Origin of the sequence: Evansella sp. AB-P1 (assembly GCF_029688925.1) — a bacterium.
In the GTDB taxonomy this organism is placed as follows: Bacteria; Bacillota; Bacilli; order Bacillales; family Salisediminibacteriaceae; genus Evansella.
This window is the reverse complement of the sequence record NZ_JARUKY010000032.1, coordinates 14,158-36,019: the sequence shown is the minus strand read 5'-3', so window position 1 is coordinate 36,019 and position 21,862 is coordinate 14,158. Positions and strand designations below refer to the sequence as shown.

Annotated in this window: 23 protein-coding genes and 1 pseudogene; 3 read left to right on the top strand and 21 right to left on the bottom strand. The window is 36.0% G+C overall.

The window, feature by feature from the left end; translation table 11 throughout:
• Positions 1–69: 69 nt before the first annotated feature.
• The 3 genes and pseudogenes from QA612_RS21725 to QA612_RS21715 all read right to left on the bottom strand — a co-directional run bounded on the left by QA612_RS21725 (position 70) and on the right by QA612_RS21715 (position 1,058).
• Positions 70–468, bottom strand: coding sequence for a DUF3887 domain-containing protein (locus QA612_RS21725; RefSeq protein ID WP_278285938.1), 399 nt, complete (start codon positions 466–468; stop codon positions 70–72).
• An 89-nt stretch (positions 469–557) separates the two neighbouring features.
• Positions 558–905: pseudogene (locus QA612_RS21720) on the bottom strand (peroxiredoxin family protein); the annotation flags it as partial.
• 12 nt (positions 906–917) lie between these two features.
• Entirely contained in the window at positions 918–1,058 is a 141-nt protein-coding gene (locus QA612_RS21715; protein ID WP_278285937.1) for a thioredoxin domain-containing protein, read from the bottom strand.
• Positions 1,059–1,210: 152 nt separating this feature from the next.
• On the opposite strand from QA612_RS21715, the gene QA612_RS21710 reads away from it, so the two are divergent.
• Positions 1,211–1,390, top strand: coding sequence for a small acid-soluble spore protein H (locus QA612_RS21710; RefSeq protein ID WP_278285936.1), 180 nt, complete (start codon positions 1,211–1,213; stop codon positions 1,388–1,390).
• A gap of 139 nt (positions 1,391–1,529) precedes the next feature.
• The gene (locus QA612_RS21705; RefSeq protein ID WP_278285935.1) at positions 1,530–5,942 is read left to right on the top strand and encodes a LysM peptidoglycan-binding domain-containing protein; all 4,413 of its coding nucleotides are present in this window, start codon (positions 1,530–1,532) and stop codon (positions 5,940–5,942) included.
• 51 nt (positions 5,943–5,993) lie between these two features.
• Here QA612_RS21705 and QA612_RS21700 read toward each other — a convergent pair whose 3' ends face one another.
• The 7 genes from QA612_RS21700 to QA612_RS21670 all read right to left on the bottom strand — a co-directional run bounded on the left by QA612_RS21700 (position 5,994) and on the right by QA612_RS21670 (position 12,612).
• Complete coding sequence (locus QA612_RS21700) at positions 5,994–6,932, bottom strand: zf-HC2 domain-containing protein (protein ID WP_278285934.1); 939 nt, start codon at positions 6,930–6,932, stop codon at positions 5,994–5,996.
• Positions 6,929–7,417 (bottom strand): RNA polymerase sigma factor, encoded by a 489-nt coding sequence (locus tag QA612_RS21695; RefSeq protein ID WP_278285933.1) that lies wholly within the window; start codon positions 7,415–7,417, stop codon positions 6,929–6,931. The genes QA612_RS21700 and QA612_RS21695 overlap by 4 nt, the downstream gene beginning before the upstream one ends.
• A gap of 376 nt (positions 7,418–7,793) precedes the next feature.
• A complete protein-coding gene (locus QA612_RS21690) occupies positions 7,794–7,979 on the bottom strand; it encodes a hypothetical protein (protein ID WP_278285932.1) in 186 nt (61 codons plus the stop codon).
• Between the two features lie 319 nt (positions 7,980–8,298).
• The gene (locus QA612_RS21685) at positions 8,299–9,237 is read right to left on the bottom strand and encodes an SDR family NAD(P)-dependent oxidoreductase (RefSeq protein WP_278285931.1); all 939 of its coding nucleotides are present in this window, start codon (positions 9,235–9,237) and stop codon (positions 8,299–8,301) included.
• A gap of 247 nt (positions 9,238–9,484) precedes the next feature.
• Positions 9,485–10,639, bottom strand: a complete 1,155-nt coding sequence (locus QA612_RS21680) for an NAD(P)/FAD-dependent oxidoreductase (protein WP_278285930.1) — start codon at positions 10,637–10,639, stop codon at positions 9,485–9,487.
• 87 nt (positions 10,640–10,726) lie between these two features.
• The gene (locus tag QA612_RS21675; RefSeq protein ID WP_278285929.1) at positions 10,727–11,512 is read right to left on the bottom strand and encodes a carbon-nitrogen family hydrolase; all 786 of its coding nucleotides are present in this window, start codon (positions 11,510–11,512) and stop codon (positions 10,727–10,729) included.
• A gap of 497 nt (positions 11,513–12,009) precedes the next feature.
• Positions 12,010–12,612, bottom strand: a complete 603-nt coding sequence (locus QA612_RS21670) for a hypothetical protein (protein ID WP_278285940.1) — start codon at positions 12,610–12,612, stop codon at positions 12,010–12,012.
• 318 nt (positions 12,613–12,930) lie between these two features.
• Here QA612_RS21670 and QA612_RS21665 point away from each other — a divergent pair, with 318 nt between their 5' ends.
• Positions 12,931–13,116, top strand: coding sequence for an H-type small acid-soluble spore protein (locus QA612_RS21665; protein WP_278285928.1), 186 nt, complete (start codon positions 12,931–12,933; stop codon positions 13,114–13,116).
• Between the two features lie 69 nt (positions 13,117–13,185).
• Here QA612_RS21665 and QA612_RS21660 read toward each other — a convergent pair whose 3' ends face one another.
• The 11 genes from QA612_RS21660 to QA612_RS21610 form a co-directional block, all read right to left on the bottom strand.
• Entirely contained in the window at positions 13,186–13,671 is a 486-nt protein-coding gene (locus QA612_RS21660; RefSeq protein ID WP_278285927.1) for a DUF4870 domain-containing protein, read from the bottom strand.
• A 111-nt stretch (positions 13,672–13,782) separates the two neighbouring features.
• On the bottom strand, positions 13,783–14,682 hold the full coding sequence (locus QA612_RS21655; protein WP_278285926.1) for an SDR family oxidoreductase: 900 nt from the start codon (positions 14,680–14,682) through the stop codon (positions 13,783–13,785).
• A gap of 132 nt (positions 14,683–14,814) precedes the next feature.
• Positions 14,815–15,738, bottom strand: a complete 924-nt coding sequence (locus tag QA612_RS21650; protein WP_278285925.1) for a type II secretion system F family protein — start codon at positions 15,736–15,738, stop codon at positions 14,815–14,817.
• Positions 15,739–15,742: 4 nt separating this feature from the next.
• Positions 15,743–16,708 carry a type II secretion system F family protein gene (locus QA612_RS21645; RefSeq protein ID WP_278285924.1) on the bottom strand — a complete coding sequence of 322 codons (966 nt, stop codon included), beginning with the start codon at positions 16,706–16,708 and terminating at the stop codon, positions 15,743–15,745.
• A complete protein-coding gene (locus QA612_RS21640; RefSeq protein WP_278285923.1) occupies positions 16,705–18,129 on the bottom strand; it encodes a TadA family conjugal transfer-associated ATPase in 1,425 nt (474 codons plus the stop codon). The genes QA612_RS21645 and QA612_RS21640 overlap by 4 nt, the downstream gene beginning before the upstream one ends.
• A 15-nt stretch (positions 18,130–18,144) precedes the next feature.
• Positions 18,145–18,966 (bottom strand): CpaE/TadZ family protein, encoded by an 822-nt coding sequence (locus QA612_RS21635; RefSeq protein WP_278285922.1) that lies wholly within the window; start codon positions 18,964–18,966, stop codon positions 18,145–18,147.
• Positions 18,967–18,999: 33 nt separating this feature from the next.
• Entirely contained in the window at positions 19,000–19,698 is a 699-nt protein-coding gene (cpaB, locus tag QA612_RS21630) for a Flp pilus assembly protein CpaB (RefSeq protein WP_278285921.1), read from the bottom strand.
• Between the two features lie 12 nt (positions 19,699–19,710).
• Positions 19,711–20,613: a pilus assembly protein TadG-related protein gene (locus tag QA612_RS21625; RefSeq protein WP_278285920.1), complete on the bottom strand. Its 903-nt coding sequence runs from the start codon at positions 20,611–20,613 to the stop codon at positions 19,711–19,713.
• Between the two features lie 9 nt (positions 20,614–20,622).
• Complete coding sequence (locus QA612_RS21620; protein ID WP_278285919.1) at positions 20,623–21,006, bottom strand: TadE/TadG family type IV pilus assembly protein; 384 nt, start codon at positions 21,004–21,006, stop codon at positions 20,623–20,625.
• On the bottom strand, positions 21,003–21,515 hold the full coding sequence (locus QA612_RS21615) for an A24 family peptidase (protein WP_278285918.1): 513 nt from the start codon (positions 21,513–21,515) through the stop codon (positions 21,003–21,005). Before QA612_RS21615 ends, QA612_RS21620 begins: the two co-directional genes overlap by 4 nt.
• A 147-nt stretch (positions 21,516–21,662) precedes the next feature.
• Entirely contained in the window at positions 21,663–21,860 is a 198-nt protein-coding gene (locus tag QA612_RS21610) for a Flp family type IVb pilin (protein ID WP_347568895.1), read from the bottom strand.
• Positions 21,861–21,862 lie beyond the last annotated feature (2 nt).

Genomic DNA, 21,862 nt, shown 5'->3' with positions numbered 1-21,862 from the left:
TGGAAAGCGATGAACCAAGGGAAAAGCATCAGTTTGAAAAGTATTTTCTATTTAGTTCAAAAAGTGTAGCTAAACCATATAGAAGTCTACAATGTTATTGTGTTCATCAAATGAAATAATAAATTGTAACTCTTCTGACTCAAATTGCCCCGTAAAATACACCACTTGATTTCCTTCATATATCTCGGAACCTTCATATTCTTTGCTTGTAAAATCACCAAATTGCTGAACGGCTCCCAACCATACAACTTCTAATTGTTCCGGTGGAAGCTCTGTTGCTTTCTTTTCATCAAAATAGAAGGTTGCCTCTTCAAAATCACCTTCAACTAACAAATCAATGAAGCTTTCGGCAATAATAATATTTTCTTCTTCATCTATATTTGTTATTTCTTGATTAACGTTATTGTTACAGGCACTTATTAATAGTGTGAAAAGCAATAACATACTAATTGTTATATAGTTTTTCATGCTGAATCACTCCTTCTAATCAATAAACAAATAAACACTTTCTATTTCGTTTACATTTGCAATTGTACCCTAAATTCTAGCTAATATATTCAATCGTTTTCTTCTTTGTCTAATAGATTTTTGATCTGCTTCAATGTTTCTTCTTCTGATGGTCTATCAAATTGATTAGAACCTACATATGTATATACAATTTTTCCATTATCATTAACTAAAAATAAACTTGGATGAGCCATTCTATACGCATCAATGTTAATAGGATTATAAACATCAAATGCTTTTATAACAGAACGAGATTCATCAATGAGTACAGGAAATGGAATAGGGTTTTGTTTCTCCCACTCTACAACAGACTCCTTTTTTTGACCTACAATGACAATGACAGCTACACCTAGTTCTTTTAATTTCGGATATGTTTCACACAACTGACCTAGTTGCTTCCGACAATTGGGTCAGAAGGTTCCTCTTAGGAAATAGATTAACAATGGTCTTCCAAGAAAATCACTATTGGAATAAGCTTTCTCATCCACACTATCTAATTGAAAAGGTGGAATACTTTTCCCTCGTTGTAAGCCTTTATTCTTTTTAGGCATCTTATAAACTCCTTTGTCTTATTTTTTCATAAAAGTTATAATCTCTCTATTTATTATAAAACTCCATACCCTTTTTACAAAATAATTAGGAATAGCAAAAATTAAATTGCACAAACTACAATAGATACTTTACATATTAGGAGGTATATACTATGAACATTCAAAGAGCTAAAGAAATTTCTCAGTCACCAGACATGAAGGATGTTGTTTGCAACGGACAACGTGTTTATATACAACATGTTGATGAGCAAAACGAAACAGCTAGAATTTATCCACTAGAGCAACCGGAACAAGAACAAGAAGTAAATGTAGATAGCTTAACAGAACATTAGTAATTCCTTATAGATGTTTAAACTTCATCAGTTTAAACATCTTTTTCATTTTTATGGACCTTTATCATTACACGCATGTTTGAACCTTTAAATAGACAAACTAACATTAGACTTTTCCAAAAATGAGGTGTCTGGTTCAATGATTCAAAAGTATGAATTAAAAACAGTAGGCAATGAAACCGTCCTAGTTGTTTATTTAGATCAACATATGACTGAATTTTCAACAGAACTAGGACAACGCCCGAAAGAAAAAGAAGAGTTAAGTAAATATATTCGAACGCAAATTAAAAGGAAGTTTCCAAAATTAAAAGTACACGTAATTAAAGTAATGTCCGGATCCTTATTGGTTTCTTCCATTTATTTAAGTGGAGGAACAAATACAACTTATGCATCAAATAATGATAATAAAACTTCTATTAATGTGAATCATGGACAGCAATTTGACACGTATACTGTTAGAAGTGGTGATAGTTTATCGGTTATTGCTAGAGATCATGACGTGTCTGTTTCTTCTATTAAAGAAATTAATAACTTGAAAACAAATATGATCTTTGTTGGACAAGTACTTTTACTACCATATTTAACATATACGGTACTTTCTGGAGACAGCCTTTTCAATATTGCAAGAAACTACAATATTTCTGTTAATGAATTGAAATCCTATAATAATATCTCCTCTGATACTATTTTTATTGGACAAAAGTTACGAATTCCTCGTTCAACTGAACATAAAGTAACAGCTATTGAGAATGATCCATTACCAAACACCGAAGAAAATCAAGGTGCAACTGAGAAAGTAGAAACTTCTACCACATATACAGTTGTTGCTGGAGACTCCTTATCCGTTATTGCTAGACGCTTTGATACTACTGTTGCAGATATTAAAACTCTAAACGGTTTATCTTCTGACGTTATCCGAGTTGGACAGGTGCTGCATATTCCACAAAAAACAGCGTCAGTTCCAACTGAAGAAGAAGTATCAGATACAAATCCAACTCCGGGAGATAAAATCGATGACACTACTCAGTCTCCAGATACAGACCATGCAAATTCACCAGTTGAAGAAGCTTTTGCTACTTATACGGTAGTGGCTGGAGATTCCTTATCTGTCATTGCTAAACGTTATGACACAACTGTCGCAGATATTAAAGCAATCAACGGCTTATCCTCTGATCGTATTTTTATTGGACAAGCCCTTCAAATCCCTACTAAAGAAGATAACCTTTTAGATCCAGTAGAGGAAACAAAGATACCAGAGGAAGATATAGAAATTAATACAGGGGAAGAGCCTCCACCTACCCAAGATTCTACCTTCCTTTATACAGTTGTAGCTGGAGATTCCCTATCCGTCATCGCTAAACGTTATGACACAACTGTCGCAGATATTAAAGAACTTAACAGCTTATCCTCTGATCGTATTCTTATTGGGCAAGTTCTTCACATTCCAAACAAGGTGGATGACCCTATTGACCCAGAACCAATTCCACCTTCCATACCTGAATTAACATTGTTAGGACCCATTAACTATGAGAATAGCTCTCATTTTCCAATTGTTGGGGAATCTAGTCCTAATGCAACCATTTTGCTTACGATTACAGATGGTGTGAATGAAACATTAAATATAGAAACAGCAACAAATGATGAAGGTCGCTTTGAATCAACTGTGGATTTCCGTCCACTTCAAGATGGAGAAATACAAATTTCAGTAGTGGCAAAAAATAAACATGGACAGGAAAGTGATCCACTCCGTTTAACAGTAGAAAAGGATACGGAAATTGATGTTCCTGTTATAGACACAAAAACTGAATTTGTAAATTTAGAAAACCAGGAATCTTACCGTATTTATGGGACAGGGAAAAGAAACGCAACAATTTTTATTACTGTTACGGATGATGAAGGTAATGAAGTAATAGAAGAAGTAACAACAGATGATGAAGGAGCTTTTGTTGTAACGATGAATCTCCGTTCTCTAGTCGACTCAGATCTAATGATACGTGTTAAACAAAGAGATACCGTTGGAAATACTAGTCCTTCACAGCTGCTGTTTGTTGAAAAGGATGCGACTGCTCCAGAAGTACCTATACTTGATATTGATGAAGGGGCATTTGTTAATAACCAAAACGAAGAAAATTATACGTTTGAAGGAACTACTGAAGCCAGTTCAACCGTTTCTATCCAAATTGTTAGTGATACTGGACAACAATTAAATGAAACTGCAATAGCTGATAAAACTGGTCGCTTTCATTTTTCTATGAATCTCTCCGAGTTTGACAATGGACCAATAACCATTTCAATTAAACAACAAGATAAAGCAGGAAATGAAAGTGAAGCATTGCATCGTACGATAATGAAAAATACAATAGAGCCAGATTTAACACTTCCTCCATTTACAGCTATATTTAGTGGGAACGTTTATGATTATGTTGTTCGTGGACATACAGCTGTAAATAGTGAGGTTCACCTATCTATAACGGACGGTGATATCATCGTCTCAGAAACGATTACTTCAGATGAAAATGGAGATTTCAGCCTTACATTAGATTTACGTTTACTACAGGATGGAGACTTAAAAGCTTCCTTTTATACAATAGATCCATATGGCAACATTGGAGAAGAACAGGAATTTAACATTTTAAAGGATACTATTGCTCCATATACCCTTGTTTTAGACGATATAGGTTTTGTAAATAATACAAACCAGTCAAATTATACGATTCGAGGTACTAATGAAGAAGATGGCGTACTCATTACGGTTCTTTTAACTGATAACGTCCATACGTTAACAGAAACAGTAGAGGTTGTTGATGGGAAATTTCGATTTGATTTAGATCTATCAGAATTTGTGGATGGACCAATCAATGTAGCAATAACACAAACGGATACGGTTGGAAATGTTAGTGAGTCAAATATGATTGTCATTGAAAAGGATACAGATATTTCTGATCCAATCATTTCCAAAAGTGGTTTTGCATTTGAGGGAGATAAAATTGTTTATAATGTATCAGGAATAGGAGAGCCACTTTCCACCATTTCTATCACCATAGATGACCAAGCAGGGGGAGAACCAATAACAATTGAGCATCAAGTGGGAGATAGAGGGGTTTTTACTATTGATGTAAATATATCCGATCTTGATCTTACGAGAGGATTGCTTGTATCCGTCACCAAATCAGATGCGGCAGGTAATATAAGCGACGTAGTAACACCTGACTTTTTAACGTACACAGTTGTTAGTGGGGATACTTTATCTCATATTGCACTACGAAATCATACGACGGTTGAAGCTATAAGACGTATGAACAATTTATCTAGTGATATGATTTACGTAGATCAAAAGTTGAAGCTACCTATTACAGCAGGAGATACATTAAACCTAGGGTACATTTATTTTGGTGATCCAAAGAATTTCACGAATCAAGTATTAGCAACGGAACGATCTTTTAATAATGTTTCACCTAGTTATTTTGATGTAAATCCAGACGGAACATTGAAGGTAACAGCCCAATTTGATCCTATTTTTATCCAAAACATGCATAATCAAGGCATTCGAGTTACTCCATTCCTAAGTAATCATTGGGATCAAGAGCTAGGTCGTGCCATGCTTGCCAATCGAGAACAGGCTGCACAGCAAATCGCTGACGTTGTTATTCGTTATGATTTAGGTGGTGTAAATGTCGATTTAGAAAACATTAACCATCAAGATAGAGATAATTTTACAGAATTTGTTCGTCTTTTGCGTGAGAAGATTCCATCTTCAAAAGAAGTGTCTGTTGCTGTTGCTGCAAATCCAAATGGATGGACACAAGGCTGGCACGGTGCATATGATTACGCGGCCCTTGCAAAATATGCAGATTATTTGATGATTATGTCCTATGATGAAAGTTATCCTGGTTCTGCTCCCGGACCAGTTGCTAGTCTCCCGTGGGTAGAACGATCAATTCAATATGCAATTGCACAAGGTGTTCCAAAGGATAAAGTTGTCATCGGACTAGCCCATTATGGTCGTTATTGGAGTGAAGACGGAAATATCCGTGGAAACGGTATATCAAACTTCCAAATTCAAGAGATGCTCAGTAAGTATGAGCATACAATTACCTATGATGAAAAATCTCAGTCCGTAAAAGCAGTTGTTACAGTACGAGAAAATGACCCCAAAATGTATATGATGGGAAGAGTTCTTGCTCCTGGATCTTACACAGTTTGGTATGAAAATGATCAATCTTACGCTGCAAAAGTAGACCTTGTACAAAAATACGGAATAAGAGGAGTAGGACATTGGAGTATTGGACAAGAAAACCGTGATATATGGAACAGCTATCACACTTGGTTTACTCCAAGAGACAATGCAACAATTCCAGGTGAAATAAGTCCAATCGTTGAACCAATACAAGAAGAATCTGTTGGGTATTTTAATTACACCGTACAATCAGGTGATAGCTTATATAGAATTGCTTTAAGAAATAATACAAACATTGACGTCATTAAAGATGCGAACAATTTAACAGGTGACATGATTTTTATTGGGCAAGTGTTGAAAATACCTACGACATAAAAAATAAAGGCATGGATAATCATGCCTTTATTTTTATACTCGCTTCGTTTTTTATTTTTCACTCCAAAAATACCTTGCCAATACACCACCTAATAGAAGGACAATCGTCATAAAAACATACAAGAGGAAAGTTTCTGCTTTTCCCGTCCCTGATCCTGAACTTCCTGTCGTGTCTACGGTTTTATCTAAATCAGTAATGTCGTTCCCTTCAGAATCCAAAAGCTTTAGTTCCGATCGGTCAAGCTGGTAGGTATACACCTCTCCTGTTTGCTCCTGTAATACTTGTTGTATTTCATCATCACTGTGTATGTTCAAAAATTGATGATGCCTTATTTCAAATGAAAATATCTCTGAATCCTCAATTCCAGCAGCAAAGGGAAGCTCGTATCCATTTAGCGGCTCAGTGCATTGTGCACAACCGACGGCATAATATGTTCCCCCTCTTGTATCAAATTGATAGATGGCAAACCCCGAAGCAAAAGGAACTGGATTACTGTTTACTCTGATGATTCTATATTTCTGATTCCACCCTTTCACAAACTGAGCAAATCCATAAACATCAGGATTATTTACATCCTTAAAATAGACGATCAGCCTTCCATTTACCTCCCGCGATTCCAGTACATAAGCTTCTGGTGAATGATTATCAAAGGATGTGAATTCCGTAATGGCTCCAGCTAATACGCTAGGTTCGTTTGTGTATGAAAATTCCGAAGAATATAGTAAGTAAGCACCTATTATTGCTATAATAATGGAGGAAACACTAGCGAACAGCCTCGCTTTCTTTACCTTTTTAAAAAAATTTAATTCTGTTTTAGGAATATTTTCATCCGTACTAACGTTTGTTTTCATTTCCATATACAACTCATTGCATTTGTCACACGTATTTACATGTTCTTCGATAAATTGGTTCGTCTCATCACTTGTTAAACCTTCCAAATAGTTTGGTAAAAGATCCTCTACGATATGACAAGTCCATTCCTTATTCAATTCTTATCCCTCCTCACTAGCTTTCGTTTTCCTCTATAAAAGGTAACTCGCGCCCAAGTTTCACTCCTATTTAAAATATCTCCAATTTCTTTAAAACTAAGGTCTCCTTTTATTCTAAGGAGGATTACTTCCTTTGTATTTTCATCGAGTTCTTCAATTCTAAGGTAAAGCTCCTTTTTTGCTTCCTTCTTTAATACGTCATTTTCCAACGTCTCCGTTGATCCTATTCGCAGAATCACTTCCTCCATCGGTAAGGAGCTGGTACGATTTCTCTTTTGGCAATCCTTTATCCAAACATTCTTTGCAATCTGGCAAAGCCAAACGGAAATTTTACAATCACCTCTAAAGTTCTTCATTGTTTTAAGTGATTGATAAAAAGTTTCCTGGGTAAGTTCTTCCGCTAAATGAGGATCATGTGTTAGGCAGTACAAGTACTTATATACGGTAAGAAAATATTCTTTATACACTTGTTCTGTATTCGCCATATCATCCCCCCTACTTATATGTCCTTTAAGCTATAAAAACGTTACAAAGTTTTTCGAAATAAATTAATTTTTTAGGACTAGACTACCTTCACATTTTTATAGCATTAGATAATTTATCAATAACCCTTTATTACAGAAAACTAAAAAGAATCCATTTTGAAATATATTGATCATAATGGATTCAATAGATAAGTTTTATTAATTTTTTCACAACAATTTTTTTATCATTTTACCTTACCTTCAATATTAAAAATTTTTTATGATAAAAGAATTATCTTCACCTAAAAACACCCATTAACAACCTTAGCAAAAGACGAATCTAATTAAATATTTCCCAACCAATCTTATGTATCACAATGAAACTTTTTCTTTATTGCTAAATATCCTCATTGTACTTTTTTGTTAGGTTATCCAATTTTTCTTCAATCCTTATTAGTCTATTTTTATTTTCTTTACTTCTTCTAACTAAAGAAACTACTAAATAAATGATTCCTATCCAACCTAATAATATGATTAATTGATACAGAACGTTAATAAAACTAATATTTTCTAACTCTACCATTTTTACACCTCTCCCCAAACTGGAATTTATGCATAGTCTATGTTTTCTCTCTTTTTATTTTAACATAAATATCCAGTTAAACTCCTTCTTACTTAGCGCTTTCTGTTTGGCTTTTTACTTTATTAGCCACTAAAAGCACCTGCTGCGTTTGTTGAATACTATCTAACAATTGAGGTGTTTTTGGATTTAAATAGAAAACAAATAATGTAGATAGAGTTTATAAAAAACAAAAAAGGCACGGGAATCTGATGAAAACCCATGCCTTTTATGCCATGTATAGAGTAAAATTAATTACAACGTTAAAATGTGTATTTTCCTTTTAACCTAACTTCTCCTGGTAGAACTCAATCGTTTCTTTTAATCCTTCTCTATATGGGGTTCGTGGTAATTCCCCTATCACTTGTTCATACTTTTCTCCATCAAGAATTACTGGATCTTCTGTTAAATACATCATTTCAACGACTTCTCTCATGAAAGGATTAAAGATACCAATAAACTTAATCATTCTTTTAGAAACAGCCCCTACACCTTTTTTATGTCCTGTAATCTCTTTCATCAAGTTAACTAGTTCATTCCCTGTTATTACATCTGTAGCTGGTATGTTCCAATTCTGTCCATAGGCAGATTCCGTAGACGCAAGCTCGACAATCGCTTTGGCACCATCTGGTGTATAGATAAACTCCCGAGGTGTATGTAAATCACCAACTACATTAGCCTTTTTATTGCGTAAAACACCATTAATAGTGTACTGCAACATTGCATTATCTGCATTGGGACCATAAAAATCTGGGAAATGTGCAATAACGACAGGAACTGCTGACTCCTTCATTTGTCTTTCTAATTGTAAACGGATCTTTCCCTTTTTCGTATGTGGTTTCTTTTCCGTTAATTCAGTCACTTTTGATGCCTTACTTCTTCCGTAAGAATAAATATTATCCACGTAGGCAACTTTTGCTCGTTGCTGATCTGCCGCTTGAAGTACATTTTTCATGATTTCAGGAAGTTTATCTGGCCATTCATGATATGGGCAATTAACAGAATGGAAAATAACATCTACGTCTATTGCTGCATCTAAAATTTGTTGCACATCCATTACATCGCCTGGAAAAATCGTAACCTTCTCTTCGTGATGATAAAGACTTTCTAGCTTTTTCTTTCCTCTTGAAAATGCTATAACATCAACATCTCTCCCGATTAATTCTTTCACAATGGCATAGCCCATTCCACCTGAAGCACCTAACACTAACGCCTTTTTCATACACCGCACCCTCCTTCACACTCTATACATCTGTTATATCTTACCAAATTAAGTCTGGCAAGCTATTTTTTCAGTGAGGTTAACAAAGGTTAGCTGGGAGAATCGTGATATTGGAGGAAGATAAGGACGGCCTTTTCTACCATAAATGGCATCACATCATAATTTTCGGGATGTCTAAAACGGACAAAATTAATTTCCACAATAAAAAAGATGCCACATTTCCAGTGTGACACCTTCCCATTTTTATTTAATGATATGCTCCAAAGTTGCTGAAATCATTCCATGAGGACCGATTATTTCCGATAGCATATGGTGACAAATCGATTTCTATTTTTTCATTTAACAAGAGACTTGCCACTACGGATCCAACAAAAGGACCAATTGTCAAACCAGTAGAACCAAGGCCATTTGCAACGATTACACCTTCTATATTCGGAGGTGCACCTATAAAAGGAGTGATATCTGGACCGACTGGCCTAAAACCAACACGAATATCTTCTATTTCTCCATATTCCAAACCAGGGGCTACTGCTAAGGCTTCTCCTAATACTTCTTCAATTCCACCAGCTGTTTTTCGATAATCGAACCCTGATCCTGACTCCCTAGTTGCACCAGCAATGACGCGAGAGTTTTCTGAGCCCAGGAGATAGTGACTGCTATTAGTAGGAAAAACTACAGGCCAATAAGTCGTATCTTGATGAGAAAGCTTTAAATGAACAATTTGCCCCTTTTGCGGTTCTATTGGTAAGTGAACGCCATGTGGCTTTAAAACACTTTGTGCCCAAGCACCTGCAGTAACTACAACTGAATCAGCATATAATTCATTTTCACCAAGTTGTACCCCTATTACTTTATTTTTTTCAGTAATTAGTTGTCCTTCACCTATGTACCGCTTGATACCTTGTTTTTCTGCCGCACGAAGAAGAGCATCTTTTAGTAAGCCCCCATCTACTCTTGCACCACCAGTAATATGGATAGCATGAAAATTCTCCCAAAGTGGTGGGAAAAGTTTTCGAGTTTCCTCTGGAGATAGTCTTGAAATTTCTCCAACCTCTGGATTATTACGTTTTCTCTGTTTAACTAACTCCTCTAATTCATCCAATTCTTCTGTATCTTCACTAACAGCAAGGGCCCCTACTAATTTATAGCCAACATCCGTTTCTCCAGCTAATCGTAACTCTTCTATTAAGTATGGATAATAGCTTGCTCCTGTTTTAGCCAATTCATACCAATGTGGGTTATCCTGTTTTGATAACCACGGGCAAACAATCCCGGCTCCAGCTGCAGTAGCTTGCCCTTTATGTGATTTGTCCACAACAACAACTTCAACATCTTGTTTGGAAAGGTGATAGGCAACACTTGCTCCAACAATACCTGCACCTAAAATAATAACTTTCTTCATAGTAACTATTATCCCCCTAAAACTAACTTCACCTATCTTATACAATACACCAAAACTAGACAAATTTTGATTGTTTTCGGGATATTTTTACAATTTGTACAAATCTGTTCTCCTGTCCGTAAAAACTGGTATTTTTTTTCTCACTTCGTCTACTTGATTGAAATCTATTTCACCATATAGAATTTGCTCTTCTTCGTCTCCTTCTGCTTTTACATTGCCCCAAGGATCAACAATAATAGATTGTCCTCCGAACACATTGTTAGGGTCCGAACCGACTCGATTGCAAGCTACAACATAGCATTGATTTTCAATTGCTCGACTAATAAGTAAATTCCTCCAGTGATTAATTCGAGGCTTCGGCCATTCTGCCACCACAAACAACACCTTTGCCTCTTGAGTCATATGCATTCTAATCCATTCCGGAAATCGAATGTCATAACAGATGACACCAGCACATGTCTCCCCTTCCAATTCAAACAAACCATCTGAATTTCCTTCTACTAAGTACTTTTCTTCATCCATGAGTCGAAATAAATGAGCTTTACTATACTCTTTCACTAGCTCTCCCTTTTTGTTTAAAACAAACATTGTATTCGTAACTTTGCCATTTGAACGTTTCGCAATAGATCCGCCTACGATGTTCACATGATACTTTTTTGCTAATGAATAAAGAAAGTAAAGGGTCTCTTCTCCCTCTTCATCGGCAATATCATCAAGTCTGGTCAGCTCGTACCCTGTAGACCACATCTCTGGAAGTATGATAGTATCTACCTTTTTTTTAACTGCTTTTGTAAAAAAATTTTCTACTTGCTCAAAATTTGTCTTTGGATCACCAAAAGCAATGTTCATTTGTAATAAGGCAACCTTCCACATCCTTTTCCCGCCACCTTTCTATAATAGAGAAATGGAGATAAGCTTTCTTTTAGTACTTCTAGTTGTTAACAAAAACCAGCTATATCTTATGATAGTAAAAGAAAAACTACAACTTCCACGTCATGTTCATTTGTACGATTATTATATCAAATTATGTTTACCATTTCTTTTACAGTTAGACATTAAAACATATTAAGCATCTGCTACTCCCACACCTAAAGTAGATGGACTTTCAAGTTCGGCTAGTATAGTTATCGTGGAAACTATGAAATTTAATTAACGTGTCAGGGTAAATTTATATAAAACAAACAAGCAACCTGAGTATCCAGATTGCTTGTTTTTCTCATTATTAAATTTGTAAAAATAATCCTTAGCAATCTTAGTTTATGAAGAAACATAGAAGGTATAAATGAAGAAATCGTAGTATATTAATATCGAAGAAGTAACAAGCTTTTTCCATATGTTGTTGCATTTAAACTACTGTTACGAAAAATAAATTATTTTATACCAATCGTTGTTTTTAATCGATATATATCCTTTTTATTCATCCACGTTTCGTCCTTTAACAGCTCAATACTCACTTCAACATTACCTAGTTGTTCCTTTATGGCACCGAATTCTTTCGCATTCACAATTTTCATTCCGTCCATCTCAGCTTTTAATTCTTCCTGACCAGTTCTTAAAGCCGAAAGCATACGCCCGTGCTCTTTGAGTGTTTCACTGTGTTCATTTAGCTTTGTAGTGTGCCCGTCCAATATTTCACTATGATCATTTAATTTTTCGGTATGTTGACCCAATATTTTGCTGTGGGAATCGAGCTTCGTTGTGTGTTCATCCAATATTCTACTGTGGGAATCGAGCTTCGTTGTGTGTTCATCCAATATTTTGCTGTGGGAATCGAGCTTCGTTGTGTGTTCATCCAATATTCTGCTGTGGGAATCAAGCTTCGTTGTATGCTCGTCCAATATTCTGCTGTGGGAATCGAGCTTCGTTGTATGCTCGTCCAATATTCTGCTGTGGGAATCAAGCTTCGTTGTATGCTCGTGAAGAATACTCTTAATGTCCCGCAATTCTTCCAAAATCACCTTACCTACATCCATCTCCAATTCTCTCACCTCCTCTCAATTTATTCACTTTATTATACCACTTTAAATTAAATTTCAATACTGTAATTTCCTTAGCTCATAGAACCCCCACTTCGGCCCATAGGTGTTCAGTTTTAGCTCATAGGCGTCCAGTTTCGGCTCATAGAAAGCCTCAGTTTGATCATAAAAAGGCAAATTATGCTCATAGAATAATAGCTACCTTATTGAAAATACAACTTTTTTGAGGAATCTTACATACATTTATCAAGCGCAGAATATTTTCAGCCATTTATCAAAAAATAAACTGACCAATTCATAAGGAGGTTTTTACATATGGACAGCCAGCGAGCACAAGAGATTGTCGATTCACCAACAATGATTAATGTTAGTTATCACGGCGTACCTGTTTATATTCAAGAAGTAAATACAAACAAAGAAACAGCGAGAATCTTTCCGTTAGATGAAATGGAAAACGAACAAGAAGTTGATATAAATGGCTTAATTGAAGAATCATCATAACAATACACGGCATACTAAAAAACAAGACTGCTTAGAAAAACAGTCTTGTTTTTTTATTAATTCCATCATTTATTTTAAAAACTGAATAGCTAACGGATATTTAAAATCTTTTTTACCTTTCATTGTTGAAATCGTTGCAGTTGTAACGATAATCGCAAAATAAACAAAGGTAATAATAGCAAAGAAAATACTATAGTAGCCTAAACTAATTTCCATAAATTGAAGGAATTCACTTTGCCCTTCTCCTGTATTTATCACACTCAATAAGTACCAAGTTCCAAAAACTACCCCTAAATAAATGGTAAAGCTCATCAACAAGTTTAAGGATTGTTTTCCATGATAGTCAGCAAAGGATGATTTTTTTCGGACATATTTCCAAAAGAGGTACGTTACAATAAGATTCAAGATTGGCACTGGTGTCATTGCTAACAAATGACAGGTAGATGCTGCCATTCTTTCATTATGTGGTACTAATGCTGCATGATGAACTTCCTCTTCTTTATCGTTTTTAAATCCTATATTTACATTTTTTTGTCTATCTTTAGATGAAGCCATTTTTATTTACACCCCTACTAATCGTTATACGACATTTTTTTCACTATTCATCATACCATAGAAGTATTTTAATATTCTATTCTACTTTAAGGGTGTAACAAATTGTTAAAATTATGACCCAATCATTTCTCCACCGTTTACATGGAGGACTTGCCCAGTGACATAGGAAGAATCTGTAGACGCTAAATAGACAAACGTCGGAGCCAATTCAAATGGCTGTCCTGCTCGCTTCATCGGTGTGAAGGTACCAAACTCACTCACCTCTTCTGCTGAAAAGGAAGAAGGAATTAACGGTGTCCAAATTGGACCAGGAGCAACTGCGTTCACACGAATACCTTTATCAACTAAGGCGTGCGATAAGGATCTAGTAAAAGTAACGACTGCTCCTTGTGTTGCAGAATAATCAATAAGCTTATCATGTCCCCGATAAGCTGTAACGGATGCTGTGTTGATAATACTATTGCCTGCCTTCAAATATGGTAATGCCGCTTTTGTCATGTGAAAAAAGGAGAATATATTTGTTTTAAATGTGTTCTCTAGCTGTTCCGTAGAAATGTCTAAAATGGATTCTTGCGTATATTGAACAGCAACATTGTTCACTAGTATATCTAGCCTTTGAAAGTGACGAATCGTTTCATAAACTACTTCCTTGGCAAACTGCTCATCCTTTAAATCTCCTGAGATCGTTAAACAAATTCTACCAAGCTGTTCAATTCGCCTTTTTGTTTCCTCCGCATCACGATGCTCGTTATAGTAGGGAATAACGATATTGGCACCTTCCTTCGCAAAGGCAATAGCAGTTGCTCTACCAATACCACTATCCCCACCTGTAATAATTGCTACTTGATCCACTAATTTATTTGACCCCGTATAATGAGGATTTTCTACAATTGGCCTCGGTTCCATCGGGTATTCAAATCCAGGATGCTGTTCTTGATGTTGTGGTGGAAACATCAATGGCTTTTCTTCACATTCAACCTTTTTATAATAATAAGGATAATATGGATACAATGGGAAACCCTCCTTCTAGGCTTTTGCCATATAACCTATTCAGAGGGCATGGTTAAAGTGAATATTGGTCTGTACAGATGTCAACTAAAGCAGTATGAGTCTGTCTGAACGCAGTAACCGAATAATAAAGAATTAAAAGGTTTCTAGAATTTGAATGACAGCAGGTCCAAGTATTACGATAAAAATGCAAGGGAATATGAAGATTACGAGGGGGAAAAGCATCTTTATTGGTGCTTTCATTGCTTCTTCCTCTGCCCGTTGTTTTCTTTTTTGACGGAGCTCACTGGATTGAACTCTTAGAATTTGCACCATCCCAATTCCTAATTGCTCTGCCTGAATAATGCTCCCGATTAACGTTTTAATATCATCCGTTTGTAACCGATCTCTAACTCCTGACAACGCTTCTCGTCGCGTTTTGCCGAGACGTATTTCCTCCAAGCTTCTTTGGAACTCTTTCGATACAACACCATCCCGTTTTGCTACAACCTTACTTAAAGCAGAATCAAAGCCTAACCCAGCTTCAATACTAACAGTTACTAAGTCTAGAAAATCAGGTAGTTCTTTAACAGCCTGCTTATTCCGGACAACTATTTTTTGTTTTATATAAAACCGGGGAAATAGTAAGGCAATAACAAAACCAAAGAATGCAAAAAACAGTGCTCTACCTACCCCTATACCTAATAAGGAGGCATAACCCCACGCTACTAACGGTAAAAAGATTAGGAAGGCTATTTGCGCAAAACGAAACTCCACTGCTGTCATTCCTAAAGGATTACCTGCTTGAAGTAGCATTGATTCTAGTTTTTCTTGCTTATCATTTGACATATTCTTTTGAAAATTACGCCTTATTTTTTTCCATGCAGGCACTACAATACGCTTGGAGAAGGTTAGATTCCTCATTTCATCCTTATTCCATTCCGTGTCACCATTTCCTTGAACTGGTTGTTGGAAGACTGCAGAAATTCTCGTATTTACTTGATGCTGCTTTTCTTTTCGTAATAATAAACTACCAAGGATTAGTAAAGCAATGGTTGAAAAGTAAGTAATATATAACATTGTGCTACACCTCGATTGCTGTTATTTTACGAATAAATATAAACCCTAATATACAAGAAACAACGGCAATACCTATGAGAGCTAAACCTACTGGATGACTAATTAAAACCCCCATATAATCCGGTTCAATAATAAAGAGCAGCGCACCTAAAATGACTGGTAAGAGACCTACAACCATTCCAGACATTCTCCCTTGTGCCGTTAAAGTACTTATTTGTCCTTGAATTTTTATTCGATCTCTTATTGTTTGAACGATTGTTTCTAAAACGGTGGCCAAATTCCCTCCAACCTGACGCTGGATAACAATCGCTTGAATCATAATATCTAAATCCTCACTAGGCATTCGTTCCTTTAAGTGAATTAAAGCTTCTTCCACAGTAGTACCATATTGCATTTCCTTCAATACTGTTGCAATTTCTTCCTTAATAGGTGATGACGACTCCTCCATTACGGATTGCATAGCTTGAGGAAAACTAAAGCCTGCCCTTAATGCTCCAATAATAGTAGAAATCATTTCTGGGAGGCCTTCATTAAATCTCTTTAATCTATCCTTCTTTTTCTTCTGTAAAATTATTTTAGGAAGCATCATCCCTACTAATACACCGAAAGGAACAATGAAGATACTTTGACTGATCAAATAAAAAATACCTGCTCCTAACCCGATGGAAATCCATTTGAATAAAACATACTCCTCTGGCTTTAATGGAACACCAGCTTGGGTTAACATTGTCTCAATTTTTGTGTTTTTATCTTTTTTTACTAGCTGCTTTCTAATTTTTTCTTTAGTTAATCGGAAATCAATTGTTTTCTTAAGTTTCTTTGGTTCTAAAATTTCCTTATCATTCTGCAAAAGGTACTGGTTCACCCGTTTTTCCATTTGCTTATCCTTCCGAAGGAGCAAACGTTGAAAGATAAATGAAAAAAATAAAATAGTGGAGAGAAAAAATGTAACGATTAATACTTCCTTCATTCTCCCCACTCCTCTTCTTTTATAAATACATTTGGTGCAATGGATATACCTGAGTTTTCTAATCGTTCATAAAATTTTGGTCGAATCCCTGTAGGCACTAACTTCCCATTAATTTTTCCTTTCTCATTCATCCCTGCTTGTTCATATGTAAAGATATCCTGCAATACAATAATGTCTCCTTCAAGCCCTTGAACCTCCGTAATTTTAACAATTTTTCGAGATCCGTCCTTTAAGCGAGACTGTTGAATAATAACATCGATTGCTCCAGAAATTTGTTCTCTTATTGCTTTAACTGGAAGTTCTACACCAGCAAGAAGCACCATCGTTTCCAGTCGGGCAATCATATCCCTTGGACTGTTAGAATGTCCTGTAGCTAAGGAGCCATCGTGTCCCGTATTCATTGCTTGAAGCATGTCTAATGCCTCTGCTCCACGAACCTCACCAATAACCACTCGATCTGGACGCATTCGCAGTGAATTTCTTACTAAATCTCGAATCGTTATGGCACCTGTCCCTTCAATATTCGGTGGGCGCGATTCTAATGAGACGACATGATCTTGCCCTAATTGAAGCTCTGCTGCATCCTCAATCGTAACTATCCGTTCATCGTTTGGAATAAAGTTAGATAAAACGTTAAGTGTGGTTGTTTTTCCAGAGCCTGTACCACCACTTACAAAGATGTTTAACCTTGCTTTTACACAAGCATCTAAAAAGATTGCCATTTCGTTCGTTAATGTACCAAATTGAACTAAGTCATCAATGACAAATGGATCAGTAGCAAATTTTCGGATTGTAATGGTAGGTCCATTTAATGCAAGTGGGGGAATAATAGCATTTACACGGGAGCCGTCAGGTAATCGGGCATCGACCATGGGACTACTTTCATCAATTCTCCTGCCAATAGGTGCAACGATTTTTTCAATAACATGTAGGACGTGTTCATTATCTCGAAAAGTTATATCTGTTAGAACAAGTTTTCCTTTCCGTTCGCAGTACACTCTGTTCGGACCGTTTACCATAACCTCTGATACTTCTTCATCTAATAGGAGTGGATTAATAGGACCAAAGCCTGTTAAATCATTAATTAGTTCTTCAACAACACTCTTTCGATCTATATTCCCTCGAAAGGTGTCATCTTCTTTAATAATTTCCATGGCCATATCATCAAGTTTCGGAACGATCGATTCTACATCATTAATGTCTTTCATATCCTGTAGAATTTGCTTATGTAGACGATTTTTTAGTTCTCTTTCCTTGTCATTCACTGGAGGAGTTGGTTTCTTCTTAGGTGTCATTACTTTTGGGGCTTTTGGTGATTTATCCCTTTCTTCTTTAGTCTCACTACTGACTTCCTCCCGTTTTACAGAAAGGGGAGGAGTTATATCATCTTTTTGACTATTAATTCTATTTAATAAGCTCATATTTACTCCACCCCCTTAATGTGTAGGCAATATTTTGTGTATGAAAGACTTCTTCCTCTTTTTCCCATCCTCTTTCACTATTCTCTTTGAAATAATCTGTTCAGCCATTTTAAAAATTGCCTTAGAAACGTCAGATTTAGCTTGACTAATAACCAGCGGTATCCCCAGATTCATTGATTGGGAAGCAAGTTTAAAATTATTTGGGATATACATTGGGTTTTCTGCACCTAACATTGATGGAATATCCTCCGCCTTCATCAAGCTTTCCATATTATATCGATTTACAATTAACTGAACCTTCTCTCCCATACCAATTTGTCTGAACGTTTCCAGTATGAGCTTTGTATTTTTTAATGCAGTCATTTCTAAATTCGTAATAACGAGAATTTCGTCTGCTTTTTCTAAAATTTCTAATGAATGTCCTTGTATTCCCGACCCAGTATCTACAACAACATAATCATTTGATAAAACTAAAGTTTCTAATCCTTTTACAATGCCATCACTTGTGATTAAATCAGCCAGTTCTGGACGTTCTGGAGCTGCTAATACCTGAACGGAAGAGGAATGCCTCGTTACATAATTCATGATCGTATACTCATTTAACCCATCTACTTCATCCATGACATCCTTCATAGTAAAGGTAGGTTGTAAATCCATTGCCAAGCATACATCGCCAAATTGAAAGTCCCCATCTACGATTGTCACATCAAGATTCTTCTTACTTAAGGCAACGGATAGGTTAACAGAAAGGAGTGTTTTCCCAATACCGCCCTTTGCACTACAAACAGCAATGATCTTCCCTTGCTTCCTATGCTTCTGCTGCTCTTCTCCTGCCATAACTATCCCTCCTTATACCTTTCATTCTTTATATTATTCTACTGTTGTTTCTCCATCATCACTAGAAATAATTTTAGAATGTAGTGTTAAATGAATGGATCCACGTGCTGTAGCATTGATTAAAATATTGGCATCGTCAGGTTCTAGCTCTAATGTGATCGAGCTATATTCTACGTATTGATTCTGTTCATTTGTTGGAGGAAGCATCTTTCTACCAACAGCTAACACTCTTGCTTTTGATAATATTTCCTCTGTTTTTATTTCTGTTTCATCCTCTTCTGTTACCTCTTCAGTAAAAATCACATCAACGTAGTCCTCTGGTTCAATTAAATTCGTAACAGATTGAACGATGTTTACACCAACAGACACCGCACGATATCCTTCTTTCACCTTGCGCGAAACGATGAGTGCTTCCTCATCCCCATCCATCAATCGGTGATTTAAAATTACTTCCCCTCTATCAATCATCGTTGTAGCAAATTTCCCTTCAATGTCTGACGGTACCGTAACCGTTTGAGGATGAAGGCTCTGTTCTGTTACCTCTATCATTTCTAGCATGTCAGCTGTAATTGTTTGATTCTCCGCAATAATTTCTTTAGCTACAACCACTTCAACCATGTTTTCTACAATAACCTCTTGTGCCTCTCCATATTGCTGTATATATTGGAAAAATAAAAATGTTGTTATTACTCCCATTAGTAATGCAAGAATAAATACCATCTTCGAACGCATATTTTCACCTACCTACTCCGTCAGTCTTATACTATAGGCACCTTTGTTTGAAGCTGAAGGATCTTCAAAGCCTGTATCAGCCCTTCTTATAAAGTAACCGTGTATCGTTTTGTCGCTATTATCGTATTGTTCAATATAAAAATATGCGAATCCTGTTATTTCCACTTCTTTCATTTGGTTTTGTGTATGATTATGAGGTGTATAAACTGGCACTAGAATGATCCTTGAGCAATCCCTTTCGTACATACTAGAACAGCCGGCCACAAGAATATCTACTGCATCCTTTGTTGGTCCTGCTATATTACCAGTTTGTGTATCTACTATATCTCCCACTGCTAGTTCACCTTGAAAACCATTTAATAGATTATCTTTATATGTGTTTGCACCTGGTCCCTCTAAGGCTAAAATTCCAAAATTACCTGTGTCTACGTCTTCTTCATCTACTTTTAATTGATAGAGCTCTCCAAACTCTAATTCAATGGAATCATCTATTCCAATTGGTGCTGCTCCATATGCACGACCCATTGCACCAATTCTTGCTGTTGCCTTAGCGCTTACGTTCACCGTCTCCATTCCAAGGAGTCTTGAAAAAGCTAATGGAACAGGTTTCTCAAGTTCAACTGTTACACTGTCGTCTAGTAAAATATCTAGATGATCTAATGATAATTCCTCTTCATGATATTGGAGGATAGCTTGTACAATCGTTTCTACTTCCGTTTCACTTTCAGCTACTAGCTCTTGCGCTCCCGATAATACAGCTGCATTTGCTACCTTTTGTAAATGACTTTTTGTAACATATAGGTTTCCTCCATCTATCACTAGTCCCGCCATTGTTAATATTCCAGTAAATGCGATGGAAACTAGTACAAGAACATTCCCTTTTTCACTTTTTATTAACTTTAATAGCTTCTCCATTGTCATCCCTCATTCAATTCTAATGGTTGAATCACTTTTTAAGAGAATTGGTTCTGAAAAAAGTTTATTTACAAAAGGTATAAATGGTTCGATAGGGTACTCTAGTATAACCGTTACGTATTCTCCTGATTTCCGTTCTTCTTCTGTAGGAGTTATTTCCACGTTAAGTAGTGTAGAATCTCCTGCTTGGAAATTGTTACGAGCAAACTGTTCTAATTCACTATCCTCTGACCCAAAACTTCCTACTCTCACTGTTTCCTGTGCAGTAAAATGGAGAGCAGAATAAGAATATAGCATTCTTCCTATGTCAAAAATACCAACAAGAACAATTAAAAGAATTGGGATTACTAAGGCAAATTCCACTAATGATTGTCCTTTTTCTTCACGAATCATAACAACTCAACTCCTTGTAAGAAAAAAGCAAGAAATGCACCTACAGCAATTGCAACACCATACGGGAATGCTATTCGTTTATTTAACGGTACAGAAGGCTTCATTCCTAGTTTCAACCCTACTAATGTGTAGAAAAATGATTTAATACGTTGAAGAAAACCTTTTCTAAAGATAAGAATACATAAACCAATGACACCTCCAATGAGTGCCATGTAAACTGCTGTAGCAAAAACGAAAGAGACACCGTGAATAGCACCGATTAATGCAAGTAGTTTCACATCCCCAGCCCCCATTCCCCCTAATAAGTACGGAATGAGAAGTATCCCTAAGCCCAATGAGAAACCTAGTAAGCTACTCCAAATCCCCTGCCAGCCTAGAAGAACTCCATTAATAAGAAGAGCTAAGACAAGAGAAGGAAAAATTACTTTGTTATATATTTTTCTACTTCTTAAATCAGTGAAGGTACAAATAATGAGTACACAAAATAACAAAACATTTAAAAGTAGCATTACAATATTCCTCCTTTCGATCTGAAAGATAATAGGGAAAAATAGCCTTACTGCAGGAGTAAAGCTATTTTTTGTATTATTCAATTTGATTCTGTTCTGTTAAACATTACTGTAAAAAAATAATTCCATCACAAATTCTTTCCAACGTTATTCAGTTTCATCTCCGTTAAATCCAGCATCTCTAAGACTCTCTACTATATCATCAAATATTTCAACAATTTGTCTTCCAAAAATAGCTAAAACTGCTATAACTCCTACAGCAATAACACCTAGCACTAACGCATACTCCGCCATACCTTGTCCTTCTTCTTCTACAACTAATCCTTTTAGTTTGTTTAACAACATAT